The 15,113-nt window shown below is 37.4% G+C and carries 16 protein-coding genes; 13 read left to right on the top strand and 3 right to left on the bottom strand.

Annotation, left to right across the window (positions count from 1 at the left end):
* Positions 1-35: 35 nt before the first annotated feature.
* Positions 36-1,016 carry a D-glycerate dehydrogenase gene (locus R2Q94_RS19720; protein WP_316823206.1) on the top strand — a complete coding sequence of 327 codons (981 nt, stop codon included), beginning with the start codon at positions 36-38 and terminating at the stop codon, positions 1,014-1,016.
* On the opposite strand, the gene R2Q94_RS19715 is transcribed toward R2Q94_RS19720, so the two are convergent.
* Positions 1,011-1,697 carry a S24 family peptidase gene (locus R2Q94_RS19715; protein WP_316823205.1) on the bottom strand — a complete coding sequence of 229 codons (687 nt, stop codon included), beginning with the start codon at positions 1,695-1,697 and terminating at the stop codon, positions 1,011-1,013. The genes R2Q94_RS19720 and R2Q94_RS19715 overlap by 6 nt on opposite strands.
* Positions 1,698-1,820: 123 nt before the next feature.
* On the opposite strand from R2Q94_RS19715, the gene R2Q94_RS19710 reads away from it, so the two are divergent.
* A complete protein-coding gene (locus tag R2Q94_RS19710) occupies positions 1,821-2,555 on the top strand; it encodes a hypothetical protein (protein ID WP_316823204.1) in 735 nt (244 codons plus the stop codon).
* A gap of 67 nt (positions 2,556-2,622) precedes the next feature.
* On the opposite strand, the gene R2Q94_RS19705 is transcribed toward R2Q94_RS19710, so the two are convergent.
* Positions 2,623-5,073, bottom strand: a complete 2,451-nt coding sequence (locus R2Q94_RS19705) for a DUF5686 and carboxypeptidase regulatory-like domain-containing protein (RefSeq protein ID WP_316823203.1) — start codon at positions 5,071-5,073, stop codon at positions 2,623-2,625.
* A 142-nt stretch (positions 5,074-5,215) separates the two neighbouring features.
* Between R2Q94_RS19705 and kbl the strand changes: the two genes are divergently transcribed.
* From kbl to R2Q94_RS19670, 7 genes are all read left to right on the top strand, one after another.
* On the top strand, positions 5,216-6,403 hold the full coding sequence (gene kbl / locus R2Q94_RS19700) for a glycine C-acetyltransferase (protein ID WP_316823202.1): 1,188 nt from the start codon (positions 5,216-5,218) through the stop codon (positions 6,401-6,403).
* 104 nt (positions 6,404-6,507) lie between these two features.
* Positions 6,508-7,545: a phenylalanine--tRNA ligase subunit alpha gene (gene pheS / locus R2Q94_RS19695; protein WP_316823201.1), complete on the top strand. Its 1,038-nt coding sequence runs from the start codon at positions 6,508-6,510 to the stop codon at positions 7,543-7,545.
* A gap of 5 nt (positions 7,546-7,550) precedes the next feature.
* Entirely contained in the window at positions 7,551-7,964 is a 414-nt protein-coding gene (locus R2Q94_RS19690; protein ID WP_316823200.1) for a hypothetical protein, read from the top strand.
* Positions 7,964-8,539 (top strand): TetR/AcrR family transcriptional regulator, encoded by a 576-nt coding sequence (locus R2Q94_RS19685; RefSeq protein WP_062546894.1) that lies wholly within the window; start codon positions 7,964-7,966, stop codon positions 8,537-8,539. The genes R2Q94_RS19690 and R2Q94_RS19685 overlap by 1 nt, the downstream gene beginning before the upstream one ends.
* A gap of 383 nt (positions 8,540-8,922) precedes the next feature.
* Positions 8,923-9,033: a phenylalanyl-tRNA synthetase subunit alpha gene (locus R2Q94_RS19680; RefSeq protein WP_316823199.1), complete on the top strand. Its 111-nt coding sequence runs from the start codon at positions 8,923-8,925 to the stop codon at positions 9,031-9,033.
* Between the two features lie 177 nt (positions 9,034-9,210).
* The gene (rlmD, locus tag R2Q94_RS19675; protein ID WP_316823198.1) at positions 9,211-10,704 is read left to right on the top strand and encodes a 23S rRNA (uracil(1939)-C(5))-methyltransferase RlmD; all 1,494 of its coding nucleotides are present in this window, start codon (positions 9,211-9,213) and stop codon (positions 10,702-10,704) included.
* Between the two features lie 8 nt (positions 10,705-10,712).
* Positions 10,713-11,117, top strand: a complete 405-nt coding sequence (locus R2Q94_RS19670; protein WP_316823197.1) for a hypothetical protein — start codon at positions 10,713-10,715, stop codon at positions 11,115-11,117.
* Positions 11,118-11,186: 69 nt separating this feature from the next.
* Here R2Q94_RS19670 and R2Q94_RS19665 read toward each other — a convergent pair whose 3' ends face one another.
* The gene (locus tag R2Q94_RS19665) at positions 11,187-11,903 is read right to left on the bottom strand and encodes a head GIN domain-containing protein (RefSeq protein ID WP_316823196.1); all 717 of its coding nucleotides are present in this window, start codon (positions 11,901-11,903) and stop codon (positions 11,187-11,189) included.
* Positions 11,904-12,038: 135 nt separating this feature from the next.
* Here R2Q94_RS19665 and R2Q94_RS19660 point away from each other — a divergent pair, with 135 nt between their 5' ends.
* Genes R2Q94_RS19660 through R2Q94_RS19645 form a run of 4 tightly spaced genes read left to right on the top strand, consistent with a single transcriptional unit; the run spans position 12,039 to position 15,071 of the window.
* On the top strand, positions 12,039-12,548 hold the full coding sequence (locus R2Q94_RS19660) for a phosphoribosyltransferase family protein (RefSeq protein ID WP_316823195.1): 510 nt from the start codon (positions 12,039-12,041) through the stop codon (positions 12,546-12,548).
* A gap of 37 nt (positions 12,549-12,585) precedes the next feature.
* Positions 12,586-13,209 carry a 1-acyl-sn-glycerol-3-phosphate acyltransferase gene (locus R2Q94_RS19655; RefSeq protein WP_316823194.1) on the top strand — a complete coding sequence of 208 codons (624 nt, stop codon included), beginning with the start codon at positions 12,586-12,588 and terminating at the stop codon, positions 13,207-13,209.
* Positions 13,206-14,165: a hypothetical protein gene (locus tag R2Q94_RS19650; RefSeq protein ID WP_316823193.1), complete on the top strand. Its 960-nt coding sequence runs from the start codon at positions 13,206-13,208 to the stop codon at positions 14,163-14,165. The genes R2Q94_RS19655 and R2Q94_RS19650 overlap by 4 nt, the downstream gene beginning before the upstream one ends.
* A 57-nt stretch (positions 14,166-14,222) precedes the next feature.
* Positions 14,223-15,071 (top strand): 4-hydroxy-3-methylbut-2-enyl diphosphate reductase, encoded by an 849-nt coding sequence (locus tag R2Q94_RS19645; protein ID WP_316823192.1) that lies wholly within the window; start codon positions 14,223-14,225, stop codon positions 15,069-15,071.
* Positions 15,072-15,113: the final 42 nt, after the last annotated feature.

Below are 15,113 nucleotides of genomic sequence, written 5' to 3'. Positions count from 1 at the left end.
GGATTTGTTGTTGATTTTGTATTAAAATATTATTTATGAAGGTATTTATAACAAGGATAATTTCTGAACAGGGGCGGAGATTATTGGAGGAAGCGGGAGTTGAAATTATGGAATGGAAGGAGCAAAGGCCACTCAGTCGGGATGAATTGATCGCCAATTGTTTGCAGTGTGATGCCTTGTTAAGTGTTAGTACCAGATTGGATGCTGATTTTTTTGATGCATGTTCCCATTTAAAAGTGATTGCCTTACATTCTGTCGGTTTTGACCATGTAGATATAGCTGCAGCTACTTCCCTGAATATCCCTGTTGGGAATACCCCTGGAGTATTGAGCACCGCTACAGCAGATACCGCTTTTCTACTGATGCTGGCCACTTCCAGAAAGGCATTTTATTTACATAAAACTATTGAAAAAGGAGAGTGGGGCTTTTTTGAACCCACAGCAAATTTAGGAATAGAGTTAAGAGCTAAGACCCTGGGTGTTTATGGTCTGGGTAAGATAGGTTTGGAAATGGCCAGGTGTTGTAAAGCGGCCTTTGGGATGAAAATAATTTACCATAACAGAACCAGAAATCAGGAGGCCGAGCAGGAATTAAATGCTAAATGGCTACCTTTTGAAGATTTGCTTCAGCAGAGCGATGTAATTACAGTGCATACAGCCTTAACACCCGAAACTGAAGGTAAATTTGGTCGGACTGCATTTAATTTAATGAAATCCACTGCTATTTTTATCAATACCGCAAGAGGAGCTATTCATCAGGAAGAGGACTTGATAAAGGCACTTGAAGAAGGAGAGATCTGGGGCGCAGGACTGGATGTAACCAATCCTGAACCCATGAGATCCAACCACCCTCTGTTGAACATGCCTAACGTAGCCGTCCTTCCTCATATCGGCTCCGCTACCCAGGAAACCCGTGCTTCCATGTCTGAGCTAGCTGCAAGAAATGTGATTGCAGCGTTGAAAGGCCTTCAGATTCCTTTTCCGGTAAATCCAGAAGTTTATACAAGGGGGCTATAAATGACTCCTTGTTACTTTGCCCTTGACCAAAAATATCCGTTTGATGGCTTTTTTCTCCAGCACAGTATCGCCAGTATACTCCGGATTTAAAGAGCGTAGCAGAATTCTTTCAGGATCAGGATGTTCAAAAAGGAGCTTTACCGTGGTGATATTATTAGAGATGTCGTCTGTAATGACCAGATATGCCTCCCCCCATTGTATGATGTCCCGGTTTTTAATTTCTTTAACGATAATGATTTCCCCATTTGTGAATTTAGGGTACATGCTGTCTCCGTAAACAGGAAGGTAAGCGTCACAATCATTAAAAGGACGGTAGTTTACATAATACTCCGGAGGCTCCTGAAATACATTCAGGTCTCCTACGGTAATCTCAGTGAGGTTGACATTAAAATAAGGTACTCCCTCCTCTATTTGTGGTAAATGATCATCCGAAACCGACGATCGGATAAACATTTCACCCATACCGGTGTTTAAATACCTGGGGTTAATTTTGTGGTATTCCATAATGTCTTTAGACAATCTTTTCCCAATATTTCTCCTGCCACTTTCGATTGAAGAACAATTGCCGATGTGTTGTGTAATCGGATGATAAAATTGTATTAGGGTCATTTGTTTTGCTAAACGAACTTCCCTAAGTCTGGCGCCGGTCTGGCTGCTCTCTACATAAATGTTTTTCCTCATAGCTTTAATTATTATGCAAATTAATTTGTCTTTTGATTAATTATACGTAAGATTGTGTTAATTATTTAGCTAATATAATATTTTAAAGTTTAGTAAATATATTTTAAATTAATTTAATCAATCATGAGAAGAAGATACGGTAGGAAGGGTATTGCGGGGTTCAGGTATTTGGAAGGCGAAGAATTAATCAATCCTTTATTAGTTGCAGAGGAATTCTTTGACACCTTTGATCTGGAGTTATTCAGACAGGAATTAAGGCTGTTTTTTTCCCTAGCCTTTAATAATAAGGCCTATAAAAATGGTAAAAGTTATGAGCCGGCAGGGCAGGCCAGTGTGCATTGGCAATTGACCCGCTTTCTGGAAATGGCATGGTTGATCATTAATAATGATAAGATTGACTTATTAATTAGAGCTGAAGATCCACTTTATCAAACAGACGGAATGTGGAGAAAAGGAGCTTTTATTGAAGTAGGAAAGAGACTGAAAAATGATGCGATGAAGTATTGCAGAATGCTGGAGGATGCGGAAGTAAATAATGTCAGGTTGGTATTTCAACAACTTTTCAACTATCTTCCTTTATCCGGATGGCAGGATGAACTGGATATGGTTTTGTTTTATAGCTTATGTGATATCCCTATGGCTGATGAATGTGAAAACGGTCACACTTCCTTACCTATGTTGGAGCACCTGGAGAAACTATTAGAATGTGTTCACGTGATTCACGAACTTTGTATTGTCGGAGATGAAGGCTGGAAAGTTATACCAATAGGTACCAATATCCTGAATAAGGACTATTCGGTTTTTCCAGCACAATTGATGATGAGTATCTATCGGCAACAAGAACTGATTCCATTTTAAATCAGGCGGATACCCATTTCTAAATTCTTACAAATCAAGCTGTGGGTAGGCGCTTTATTTCATTATTTTAAAATCCGTAAGACAATCTGAAGCCATGATTGATTCTTTTGTTTCCATCATAGGCAAAGCCATAAGCAGCCCTGAAAATCAATCTTTGTAGTCCAAAATAAAATTCTGTATAATTTCTTTTTAAAGGTTGACTTAGGTAACTCACCCCAACGAGCTCCTCCAGTTTTAATTTACGGAGCAGGGGGATTTTACTACTGAATCTTCCAGAGAAATTGTGTTCAAAATGTGCTTCGAAATATTCGCGGTCAGTACTAAATAGGTAGAAGTCAAGAAATAGGAATTTCCTCATATTTGGCACACTAAACAAAGAGTTATTCCCTCTGAAGTGTTTGAACTCGGGATAGTAGATCTGATCATTGTTAATGAACTTACCAGCACCAATGACTATAGATGAGTATCCCCATAAACCAGCACTAATCCTATTTTGATAGATCTCAGCAGCGATGAGGTCGTAGTCAACATCGCTACTCATCACACCTTTAATTCCTTTCTTATAAGTCAGATTGATACTTGGATATTTTGATTCCAGGTAAATTTTACGATCTGGCATGGTCATATAGTTTTGCCCGAACGTATATTGTAAGGAAGCACTTAAGGTAAGGGCTTGATAGCTGGGGAATAGGGGTGTTTCGGTCTCAGGAGTAAAAGGGTTGTTGGAAGTAAATGTCTCTCCCTTTAGATCTTTAATTTTGAAATCGGTAGTGTTTACCAGGTTATAGTTTTTTGAATAGTTGACTTCTAAAGATCCCATTAAACCGTTCGCTAACTCTCTGCTGGTTCCAATGTTTGCAAATTCCTTCTTATAAAATTTTGAGAAATTCGTTTCAAATAAAAGGGAGTTAAATGAGTTTCCCAGTAAACTCATTGATCCTAAGTTATTCAAATCAAATATCCCTGATCCGGCACTGGCACTAATGCTGCCACGTTTAACGGCATCGTAATAATAGGTTCCACTAATGGAGGCCGTAAGTTCCTTGTTCGATAACCCATAACGGATTTCTGGTCTGATCTGATAAAATTCGCCATATTCCAGACGTTTTGAATAAGTAATACCATATCTCATGCCGAAACCTTCAACAGTATTATAAAACAAAGCAGGCAGGATAGGATCAAACCTCAAACTTTTTTTATCGTAGCGATTATTAAGGGTATATCCACCAATTAGCAGTTTAAAAGGACCTGGTTTATTGTTTGCTTTTTCTAAAGAGTCCAGGTAATGTTTGGATGTTTTGAGTGCAGCAAGGCTATCTTTTCTAATGTAATCGCGGCTTTCCTCAGCAGTTAGCGGAATTGGTCTTCTGTTCAACCAGAATAAGGAATCTTTTTTATTGACTGCCTTGGTGACTTTCAGAATTTCTCCGTTAAAATAGTTTTTTGGGAATTTAGGGTGGATATCGTAATTGCTATATACGCCAGCATAATACCCTTCGAACTTAAAACCCAAGACATTCCCATTGAACTGGAAATTTATATTTGAGGGCATATAAGTCTTTTCCACCTTTAGAAATTGTTGTGAAATTTTAAGGGTGTCAATTAAGTTGATGCCTGAACTTGTAGTTAGGTATACATCGGCATTCAGTAAGTGCCAGGTGTTATCATTGATATAAATCGTCCCATTGAATGCGGGATCATGCGCCCTTTTAGCAATAACCTGAATTTTGTTAATGCTTTGGCCATTTTCAGTCAACACTCCTAAAAGTTTGTATTTATAAAAAGATAAGGCATTATCGGCAATAGGTGAAACAAATCCACGGGCACTTAGCGTATTTTCTAATAGGATGTTTTGGTAGAAGTTAACGAGGAGATCCGAAGCTTTGTTGAAACTGAAAGCATTGTTCCTTCCAGCAACTTTAGATGAAATCATTTCTTCATGTATTTTGTCGGGAAGTTCAAAGGAGAACATCGAGGTCGATTCTGATAAATATAGAATCCCCTTTCTGTTCGTATCCAGGTTAAGGGTTTTCTGAATGTCTCTTCCGAAAAATTTCTTAGGCGCACCAACAAGTTTTTGAACTCCTTTGATGTAAACATCTGCGGTGTAAGCTGGGACCTCTGTTAGGTGTTCTTTTCTTTTTTTAATTGCCTGTCGGATAATTTCATAGGCAGGATCTTCTGCATTTCCATCAATAGTAACTCCGGTTAGGGTATAAGATTCGGGTATTAATATCGTGTTTTCTGTAGTTTCTTCTTTAAGCTCGATGCTTTTTTCTACAGCTTTATAGCCTATTGCTTTGTAAACAATGATAAAGCTTCCTTTATTTAAAGTGAGGGCATAGATGCCATCCACATTCGCAGAGGTACCTTTTGTGGTATTTTTCACATAAACAGAAGCAAAAGGAACAATATCTCCGTTTGTATCTTTAATATTTCCTTTTAATTTGAATTCCTGAGCAGATGATATCGTAATTGCAGCAAGTATCAGTAAAAGCGTGAGTTGAATTCTCTTCATATATCGGTTAATGCCTAAATATCGGGTATCTATTCTTAATTTAACAGCAAACTTTTGTTAAAGTTTGTTAATGGGTATTTCACAAGGTTGTTTGGGGTAGACGATATTTTCATAACTTTGGTTGCAACAAGCAAATAATAGTATGTATAAAACATTACAACCTGTTCTTCAACAAGAATTGGAGCAAATAGAAAAAGACGGTTTATTTAAACGCGAACGTGTGATTGTAACCCCACAGGGTGCAGATATCAAAATTAGTACTGGCCAGGAAGTGATCAACTTCTGTGCAAACAACTATTTAGGATTATCTTCTGATCCCCGTGTAACTGAAGCGGCTAAACAAGCAATCGATAAATATGGCTATGGAATGTCATCAGTTCGTTTTATCTGTGGTACTCAGGATGTACACAAAGAGCTGGAAGAAAAGTTATCTAAATTCTTAGGTACGGAAGATACCATTTTATATGCTGCAGCTTTTGATGCGAATGGTGGTGTTTTCGAACCACTTTTAAATGATCAGGATGCCATTATCTCTGATGAATTGAATCATGCTTCCATCATTGATGGGGTACGTTTGTGTAAAGCAAAGCGCTTCAGGTATAAAAATGCTGATATGGCTGACCTGGAGCAACAATTAATTGCTGCAAAAGATGCAAGACACCGTATTATTGTTACGGATGGTGCTTTTTCTATGGATGGTGTAATCGCTCCTTTAGATAAAATTTGCGATTTGGCAGATAAATATGAAGCATTGGTGATGATTGATGAATCACACTGTACAGGTTTTATCGGAAAAACTGGTCGTGGAACACATGAGCATTTTAACGTAATGGACAGAGTAGATATCATTACAGGTACTTTAGGTAAAGCACTGGGTGGTGCATCTGGTGGTTTTACTGCGGGTAAAAAAGAGATTATTGACATGTTACGTCAGCGTTCACGCCCATATTTATTCTCTAATACTTTAGCTCCAGCTATTGCAGGTGCTTCTGTTGCAGTATTGGATATGCTAAGCGAGACGACTGATTTAAGAGATAAATTAGAAAGTAATACGGTTTATTTCCGTAAGAAAATGACTGAAGCTGGTTTTGATATCAAAGAAGGTGTACATCCGATTGTTCCGGTGATGCTTTATGATGCCAAACTTGCACAGGAATTTGCAGCTAAAATGCTTGAAGAAGGCATTTATGTAGTTGGATTTTATTATCCGGTAGTAGGGCAAGGCAAAGCAAGAATTCGTGTTCAGCTTTCTGCCGCTCATGAACAACATCATTTAGATAAAGCGATTGCTGCATTTACTAAAGTAGGTAAAGCACTTGGTGTAATCTAAAATATTCTCGCTGAGTCTGATTTCTACTTGTGCATGATGTTCAAGTTGATTTTTGGACTCAGCGATTATAAAAATATTGTATAAATAGCTGTATATTTGGCCTCATGTTACAAGAGAAGATAACACAATATACAGCTGAAATAAACGCGTTTTCTACGGATAGCGCTGATGAGTTAGAACAATTCCGTATTAAATTCCTTGGTACCAAAGGAATTATTAAAGATATCTTTGATGAATTTAAGGCCGTTTCGCCAGAGGAAAAAAGAGTCCTTGGTAAGGTTTTAAATGAATTTAAGCAGTTAGCAGAAGCTAAATATCAAACGCTTAAAGATCAGACTGAGGTCGCAGATACCACTAAAGATTTGGGTTTAGACCTGACTTTACCTGGTGAAGGCTTTGAAATTGGTGCCCGTCATCCACTGGCATTGGTAAGAAGAGAGATCGTTGAAATTTTTAACAAACTAGGCTTTATTGTTGCTGAAGGTCCGGAGATTGAGGACGATTGGCATAACTTCTCCGCACTAAACTTTCCTGAGGAACATCCGGCTCGTGATATGCAAGATACTTTCTTTATCAAAAAAGGTGGCGAAAAGGGTGATATCGCCTTGCGAACTCATACGTCCTCTGTACAGGTGAGAATGATGGAAGCAGGAAAACCACCGTTCAGAGCAATTATGCCAGGACGCGTGTATCGTAACGAAGCGATATCAGCTAGAGCGCATTGCTTCTTCCACCAGGTTGAAGGTTTGTATGTGGATGAAAATGTTTCATTCGCGGATTTAAAGCAGACGTTGTTTTACTTTGTTCAGGAACTTTATGGTGAGGGAACAAAAGTTCGTTTCCGCCCTTCTTATTTCCCTTTCACAGAGCCTTCGGCAGAGATGGATATTTCTTGTACCATTTGTAAAGGGGCCGGATGTCAGCTTTGTAAACAAAGTGGCTGGGTAGAAATTCTGGGTTGTGGTATGGTAGACCCAAATGTATTGGAAAACTGTGGGATTGATGCTAAAAAATATAGCGGTTTCGCCTTCGGTATGGGGATCGAACGTATTGCCAACCTGAAATTTGAAATTAAGGACTTAAGGTTATTCTCAGAGAATGATGCCCGCTTTTTGAAACAATATAAAACATCGTTGATATAAGTTAAATGATTAAAAAGATAACCGGCGCATTTGTAGTTTTATTGCTTTTTGCAGGTTGCGGTAAAGACGAAGGGACTTATATTCCAAATGTCCTTGTAAACTACCCACTTACAGAAACTGAATTTAGCATTAGGGCAAAGGACAATATCTTGTTGGTCGACAATCAAGGGGTTGCAGGTCTAATGATCGTTAAGCTTGCTCCTCGTAATTATATTGCTTTTGATCGCTGTAGTTCAGTAAATCCTGAACAGCGCTGTAAAGTGACTCCGGATGACAATTTGATTACGGCAACAGATCCTTGCAGCGGTGCTAAATTTTTACTGCTTGACGGCAGTCCGCAGAAAGCGCCGGCTGTACGTTATTTAAGGGTATATCGCACCTCAGTTGGTAGCGGTGGGATGATAAACGTATCTAATTGATGGAACCAGAGAAAATTAAAGAAAGCATAATCAGGGCTGCAAAGGAATTATTCAGAAAATACGGTTATCACAAAACAAGTGTAAACGAAATTGCGAAAAAAGCCAGAATAGCCAAAGCTACTATATACAAGTATTTTGAAAGTAAAGAGCAGGTTTTAGATGCCATCTTAATGGATTATCTGGATTTAAATCTTCATGAAATTCTAAAAAATAAAGCACAGTTTTCTAATGAAGAGGAGCACCTGACCGCATTGGTAATGAAGACCTGCCGATTAACCTATACAGTTTGTAATGAGTTCATCGGTTGGGATTTTGTGAGAGAGAATGCCAACTCCCAGGAATTCTTAAAACACCTCTCCGATCAATTGGAATCTTTATTGCTTTCTGCATACCTGGAGCTGGACCATTTCAAAAACAATCCTTCCCGAAAGGAAGGTCTGGCTTTTTTATTGAAAGCAAGTAAAAGCATCGTGTTTTCATTTGCCTTTACCTCTGTAAGTGATTCTGATGTGAGGAAGAACTTTGTGAGCTTCCAAAAGGAGCTGTTGCCATTCCTGGTGAAAGCAGCTTTGTAGAGAAAATAAGTTCCTGTGATGGGACAAATTAAATACTTCTTATAAATGTAAAGGCCTTCTGACTTACTCAGGAGGCTTTTCTGTTTGCGTAAAGAATTTACCTGGAGGTAAGGTAAAACAGTGATCGAAAATTCCTTTTTGAAACATATGATCCGTATGTTCAGCTGATTATTTAGCCATTTAGCACTATCAAAGCCCTACCAAAGCCGGCGTTTGGCTCCATCTAAGGCCTAAAGATGAGAAGGGCTTATGGTTTTCAATATACCTCCCTTAACCATTCCAAAGTATCCGTTTAACATAAACTTATTAAATTGATAATATATACCGTATTGGTATTTGGTATGAAAATTGTTAATTTGGCCTCATTATCAATATAAAAGACAATGAGTAAAGAGGTTTTAGAAATTTCTGTTTTAGTGGATGAGAAGTTTGATATGAGCTTTAATCTGGTTGAAGGCATTTTTGGTTTTATCCTGAGTGTTTTTGGTAAGTAAAAGATAATATTTAGATTTCTTGTTGAATAGACCGTAAAAGTCTTATAGAAATTCCTATGCCTTAAAATTTTGTTTTCTTCTCCTTTTTATGTCCTGGAATCAGTTTAGGTCCATCCTCCTGGCTACCATTGAAAAACATTTACAACGCAAAGAAAAAAAACTTAAATTTGCGGCATAATGAGTAGAAATAGAAAATCCGGAACGGTAACCATTATCCCCGATTTAAGTATTATTGATATTGCCGAAGAAGGCAAGGGAGTAGGTAAAGCAGATGAATTGGTGGTATTTGTGGATAAAGCTGTACCCGGCGATGTCGTTGATGTTCGTGTCGTAAAAAAGAAAAAGAATTTTGCTGAGGCTGTAATTGAAGCCATACATGAGAAATCTGAATTCAGAACAGATCCGTTCTGTCAGCATTTTGGCACTTGTGGTGGCTGTAAATGGCAGCATATGGAGTATAGTGCTCAGCTCACATTTAAACATAAAAACGTAGAAGCTGCATTGCAAAGGTTAGCTAAAATTGATACTTCTTCAATGGAGCCAATTTTAGGTTCAGCAGAAAATAAATATTATAGAAATAAATTAGAATATACTTTTTCTAATAAACGCTGGTTGAATAAGGCAGATATGCCAGTATTAGATGCTGGAGCTGAAGGTGATGAGGGGAAAGCATCGTTTGAGAAGGCCGAAATGGAAATGAATGCATTAGGTTTTCATGTGCCCTTGCGTTTTGATAAAATATTAGACATTGAGCATTGCTATTTACAGGCAGAACCTTCAAACACTTTGAGAAATAAAGTGAGAAGTTATGCTTTGGAAAATGGACTGAGTTTCTATGATTTGCGTAACCACGAAGGTGCCTTAAGAAATCTGATTATCCGTACTTCTTCAACTGGCGAAGTAATGGTAGTGGTGGTTTTTGCTTATGTAGAACAAGCACAGATAGAGGGCATGATGGAATATCTGAAAGTTAACTTTCCGGAAGTAACTTCTCTTTTATACATTATCAATCAGAAGAAAAATGATACTATTTTCGATCAGGAGGTGATTACCTACGCAGGTAGAGATCATATCTTTGAAGAAATGAATAGTCTGAAATTCAAGATTGGTGCGAAATCATTCTATCAGACGAATTCCATGCAGGCATTGGAGTTGTATAAAATTACCAAAGAATTTGCTGGTTTCAGTGGAAATGAATTGGTTTATGATTTATATACCGGTGCAGGCACAATTGCCAATTTTGTGGCGGGTAGTGTAAAACAAGTGATCGGTGTGGAATATGTTCCGACGGCAATTGAAGACGCCAAGTTCAACTCTGAACTTAACGGAATTCATAACACTACATTTTATGCAGGTGATATGAAAGATATCTTAACTACTGATTTTATTACCGCACACGGTAAGCCTGATGTGGTAATCACCGATCCACCAAGAGCAGGAATGCATGCAGATGTTGTGGCAAGATTGCTGGAAATGGAGGCAGAGAAAATCGTATATGTAAGCTGTAATGCAGCTACTCAGGCCAGAGATTTAGCATTGTTAAAAGAGAAATATGAAGTTGTACGCATCAAGCCGGTTGATATGTTCCCACATACGCAACATGTGGAGAATGTAGTGTTATTGAAGTTTACTGGTCTGACTAATACAGCAGAAGTATTGGAAGTTAATTAGAGATTAAAATGAATATTGAAGAGTTATTGCCTCAACAGGATCCTGAAGGTAAAAAGGAGGAGCAAAAGAAACAAAGCCCTTTATTGAGTTTAGAAAAAGACCTGGAATTATATTCAGATTCTATAAAGGAAGTTTCCATTGCGATTCTCAATGAAGGGATTTCTACCCATCCGATTTTTGTCGCACACCAACATACCGTAAGTATTGGAGAAATGATTCTGGATAAAACAGAGTTAAATACCGATTGGAGCATTCAGGCTTCTACACTGGATGAATTTATTCAAAAAGGAATTATTAATCCTGAAAAGAAAGCATTATTTATAAAAAGTTATAAAAATCCGCAGGAATTTATGTGTGTATTTGTGATTGTTCCAGAAGGTGCAAACTTCATTTACTATCCATATAAAAAGTAAAAGTTTATAAAAAATCCCTACCAGGTACAATACCTGGGTAGGGATAAACTAAAAACTAATGGTTTAAATTTATTTAATGTGTTTTACATCCCCGCTTTTAGAAGAAGATGTCTTATTTAAAGCGGCCTCTCCTTTATAGTTAATATCACTACCACCACTGGCACTGGCTTCTAATGCTTTAGTTACATATACATTCGCGTCTGAACCTCCACTAGCAGTTACTTTTGCATAGTCGCTAATCAATTGATAAGCTTCAACATCACTACCACCACTGGTCTGTATAATCATATTTTTTACTTTCCCTTTAAGTTTTGCATCTGATCCACCACTCACGGTAACTTCCAGGTCATCAGCTAAGATGTCTAGTGAGACATCAGAACCTCCCGAAGCGCGTAAACTTAATTTAGAGGCTTTTATGGGATTTTGACCAAATACATCACTACCACCACTTGCAGTAATCGCGTTTAAGTTTTTGTAGTTGACATAAACTTTGATACTCTCTCCTTTGAACATTCTTCCCCAACCTTGATTGCTCTTGTATTTAATGGTTAACGTAGTCCCATTCTTTTCAATAATCACGTTTTCTAAAAGCTCCTTGTGGGCCGTTACTTTTATGTTTTCAGAATTACTCTGTGTAAGGTAAAGATCGATACCACTTGAAACGGTTACTTCATTGAAATTTGTTAAAGCTATGTTTTTGTTCTGTTGTGCTTTTGAGGCTACGGTGATGAAGAAAATGGCAAGAAATACAGGCAGGGCAGTCTTAAATAATAAGGTGTTTTTCATGTGGTTTAATTTTTAGGTTACGCTCATTAGACGCCGTGCATGCCCAAACGTTGCAGGATTTGGATTTTATTTTTTAAATATTTGAATATGCCCCTTAAAATCGTTCTTTTTGTAGGACAAACAATGAAATAACAAATGGCAGAATCTCAATTGCTTATTCTTGATAAAAAGCAGATACAACAAAAGATTAATAGGATTGCTTACCAGATACTGGAAGATAACCTTAATGAAAAGGAAATTGTATTGGCTGGGATATGGGATCGCGGCTATAAAGTGGCGCTGCGTCTAAAGAAAGTATTGGCTAAGATTTCAGATCTTAAGATTACCATGTTGAAGATTGAACTGGATCGCTTAAATAGTAAATTGGTTGCCAATACAGACCTTGATGAGAGTCACTGGAAAAATAAAGTAATTATCTTAGTAGATGATGTATTGAACAGTGGTAAAACATTGGCCTATGGCCTGGGCGTCTTCCTAAATACTCCTCATAAAAAAATCAGGACAGTGGTGTTGGTAGACAGAAGCCATAAAATATTTCCTATCGCAACTGATTTTGTTGGCTTACAGATGGCTACTGTTTTAAAAGAACATGTAGATGTGGTGATTGATGTAGACGGAGAAGAAGATCGGGTATATTTAAGCTAGTTTTGCATTTAAGGCTTATTTTTCTCATTTTAGAAAGATGTACCCGTCGCGAAAAAGCAAGTTCATCTTTCAGTTTCTTTCCTGGTATATCACTTATATCATAAAGAAGGACTTTTCCAGCTATTCTTATGATGAACTTCGGCTTAAAGAGGACAAGGCGATTTTACTGCTTGCTAATCATTTTAGTTGGTGGGATGGCTTTCTAATGTTTCATCTGAATAAGGTTGTTTTTAAAAAGGAATTTCATGTACTGGTGACAAAGGAGGATTATCAGCGACAAAGGTATTTAAAATATTTGGGGGCTTTTGCATCAGAACCGAAAGGAAAAGATGTGTTCGAAACCCTTACTTATGCCGGACAATTATTGGATGATCCAAAAAATTTAGTGCTTTTATTTCCACAAGGTAGGCTTTACAGCAGCTATGTCAATAATATTTCTTTTGAAAAAGAGGTAATGCATTTGATTAACGCTTCTAAGAAGAAATTTCAAATGGTGTTTTCGGCCACCCTTACCAATTGTTTTGGTAAAAGGAAACCAAAAATGAAGAGTTATCTATGCACCTGGGAAGCGGAAGAGTATATCAGTTTACAATTGCTGAAAAGAGAATACAATAAGCATTATACAGAGGCCGTTCATAAACAAATCAAAAAGTCTGCATGATTTTTTTTATCTATATCGTACTCGTATTTCTGGTCCTGCGTTTTTCAGTTACTTTATTCAATTTTGTGTCCAACCCAAAAATGGGAAATTATGGCAGATCCTTTAATAACAAGGTTCTCATCATTATTAAAGTGCAGAAAGAAAAGAAGGAAGCAGAAAAATTATTGGCTAGTATTGCGGCCCAGGATTATAAAAATTATAAAGTGCTGATTCAAAAATTAGATGCGCCAGATGTGACAGCCAATGCCGAAGCGGACTATCTTCTATTTCTTGAACCCAATACGATTATTGAAAAAAAATTCATCAATAGCTTGGTTTACAGAAGCAGTGTGTTTAAGCTAGCCATGCTGAGTGTCATTCCTACAGCTAGAATCTCTGGTTTTCTGGGCAATTGTATTTATCCTCTAAATGATTTCGTCTTATTAAACTTATTTCCATTAAGACTTGTTAGATTGATTGATCATCCGGCTTTTGCAATGGCCAATAATTCCTGTATGTTTTTTGATGCCGATAGCTATCGGGAGTATGAATGGGATTTTAGTTTCAATGCGCGAAGTCAGTCTGCCCTGGAAATGATGAAAATTGTAAAACAGGATAAATTAAAAACAGATTTGTTGCTTGGAAATAAGTTAATTTATCTGGAAGAACCTCGGCTGGATATTTCCGGTATTTCTAAGCAGTTAATGCTTAATTTTAGCAACCAGCCTCTCATTGCTCTTGGTTATTTAATATTGGTAATTGCCGGGCCAGTGGCGATGGCCTTGACGGTGTCTCCGGTATTTCTGCTGCTACCTTATGGTTTGATCTTTCTATCAAGGCTGATGGTGGCTTATTTGTCAGCCCAACGGCCATTCCCTGGTATCTTATACCATCCATTACAAATGCTTGGTTTAACTTATTTACTGTTAAATAATAGCTGGAAGCGTTTCTGTGCAGTTCTTAAGCCTAAGAAATAGCATATCAAACTCTTTTTATGTAATTTTGTACTTCATTAGGTTCCATATCATTAATTTATGAAATACGATTTAGCCGTCACAATAGATAAAGCATCAGGTTTTTGTTTCGGAGTAGTTTATGCGATCGACATGGCCGAAGATATTCTGGACCATGAAGATTACTTGTATTGCCTTGGTGACATTGTTCATAATGATGAAGAAGTGAAGCGCTTAACTGCTAAGGGACTTCGTATTATCAACCATGAGCAATTGCAGACTTTAAAAAATGAAAAGGTTTTGATTAGGGCACATGGGGAGGCACCAGCAACCTATCAGTTGGCGATGGAAAATCAATTGACTTTAATTGACGCTTCTTGTCCGGTAGTTTTAAAGCTGCAAAACAGGATCAAAAATTCACATGATGATGATGAACAGATTTTGATCTTTGGAAAACATGGTCATGCCGAAGTAATCGGTTTACAAGGTCAGACGGATGGAAAGGCAATCGTTTTTCAGGATCTTACAGAATTGGATAACGTAAAGTTACCATCGAAATTCACCTTATATAGTCAGACGACCAAAAGCACAGATAAGTTTTATCATATCAAAGACGAATTATTAAGTAGAGGTTATGAAGTGAAAGCAAATGATACAATTTGCAGACAGGTTTCTAACCGTTACGGAGACTTAGAAAAGTTTGTCGTTAATTTTGATAAGATCATTTTTGTATCTGGTAAGAAATCTTCCAATGGAAAGGTTTTATACGACGTCTGCAAAAAATACAATCCCAATGCCTACTTTATTTCAAATGTAGAAGAAATCGAGAAATCCTGGTTTACTGCAAATGATAAGGTAGGGATATGTGGTGCTACCTCCACACCAATGTGGCTGATGGAGCAAGTGAAATCAACTTTGGAATCTTATTAATACATTTTAAAATCATTAAAAAGTAATTATTGGTTTTCCCTT

This window comes from Pedobacter gandavensis (genome assembly GCF_032678465.1).
Classification (GTDB): domain Bacteria; phylum Bacteroidota; class Bacteroidia; order Sphingobacteriales; family Sphingobacteriaceae; genus Pedobacter; species Pedobacter gandavensis_B.
This window is presented reverse-complemented; position numbering and strand designations above follow the sequence as displayed.

Bases quoted from the DNA above. Each gene is read 5' to 3' on its own strand.
- R2Q94_RS19680 (WP_316823199.1), top strand. From the start codon at position 8,923: ATGAGTAAAGAGGTTTTAGAAATTTCTGTTTTAGTGGATGAGAAGTTT.
- kbl (WP_316823202.1), top strand. From the start codon at position 5,216: ATGTATAAAACATTACAACCTGTTCTTCAACAAGAATTGGAGCAAATA.
- R2Q94_RS19715 (WP_316823205.1), bottom strand. From the start codon at position 1,697: ATGAGGAAAAACATTTATGTAGAGAGCAGCCAGACCGGCGCCAGACTT.
- R2Q94_RS19705 (WP_316823203.1), bottom strand. From the start codon at position 5,073: ATGAAGAGAATTCAACTCACGCTTTTACTGATACTTGCTGCAATTACG.
- R2Q94_RS19645 (WP_316823192.1), top strand. From the start codon at position 14,223: ATGAAATACGATTTAGCCGTCACAATAGATAAAGCATCAGGTTTTTGT.
- R2Q94_RS19690 (WP_316823200.1), top strand. From the start codon at position 7,551: ATGATTAAAAAGATAACCGGCGCATTTGTAGTTTTATTGCTTTTTGCA.
- R2Q94_RS19685 (WP_062546894.1), top strand. From the start codon at position 7,964: ATGGAACCAGAGAAAATTAAAGAAAGCATAATCAGGGCTGCAAAGGAA.
- R2Q94_RS19720 (WP_316823206.1), top strand. From the start codon at position 36: ATGAAGGTATTTATAACAAGGATAATTTCTGAACAGGGGCGGAGATTA.
- R2Q94_RS19710 (WP_316823204.1), top strand. From the start codon at position 1,821: ATGAGAAGAAGATACGGTAGGAAGGGTATTGCGGGGTTCAGGTATTTG.
- R2Q94_RS19655 (WP_316823194.1), top strand. From the start codon at position 12,586: ATGTACCCGTCGCGAAAAAGCAAGTTCATCTTTCAGTTTCTTTCCTGG.
- R2Q94_RS19660 (WP_316823195.1), top strand. From the start codon at position 12,039: ATGGCAGAATCTCAATTGCTTATTCTTGATAAAAAGCAGATACAACAA.
- R2Q94_RS19665 (WP_316823196.1), bottom strand. From the start codon at position 11,903: ATGAAAAACACCTTATTATTTAAGACTGCCCTGCCTGTATTTCTTGCC.
- rlmD (WP_316823198.1), top strand. From the start codon at position 9,211: ATGAGTAGAAATAGAAAATCCGGAACGGTAACCATTATCCCCGATTTA.
- R2Q94_RS19670 (WP_316823197.1), top strand. From the start codon at position 10,713: ATGAATATTGAAGAGTTATTGCCTCAACAGGATCCTGAAGGTAAAAAG.
- pheS (WP_316823201.1), top strand. From the start codon at position 6,508: ATGTTACAAGAGAAGATAACACAATATACAGCTGAAATAAACGCGTTT.
- R2Q94_RS19650 (WP_316823193.1), top strand. From the start codon at position 13,206: ATGATTTTTTTTATCTATATCGTACTCGTATTTCTGGTCCTGCGTTTT.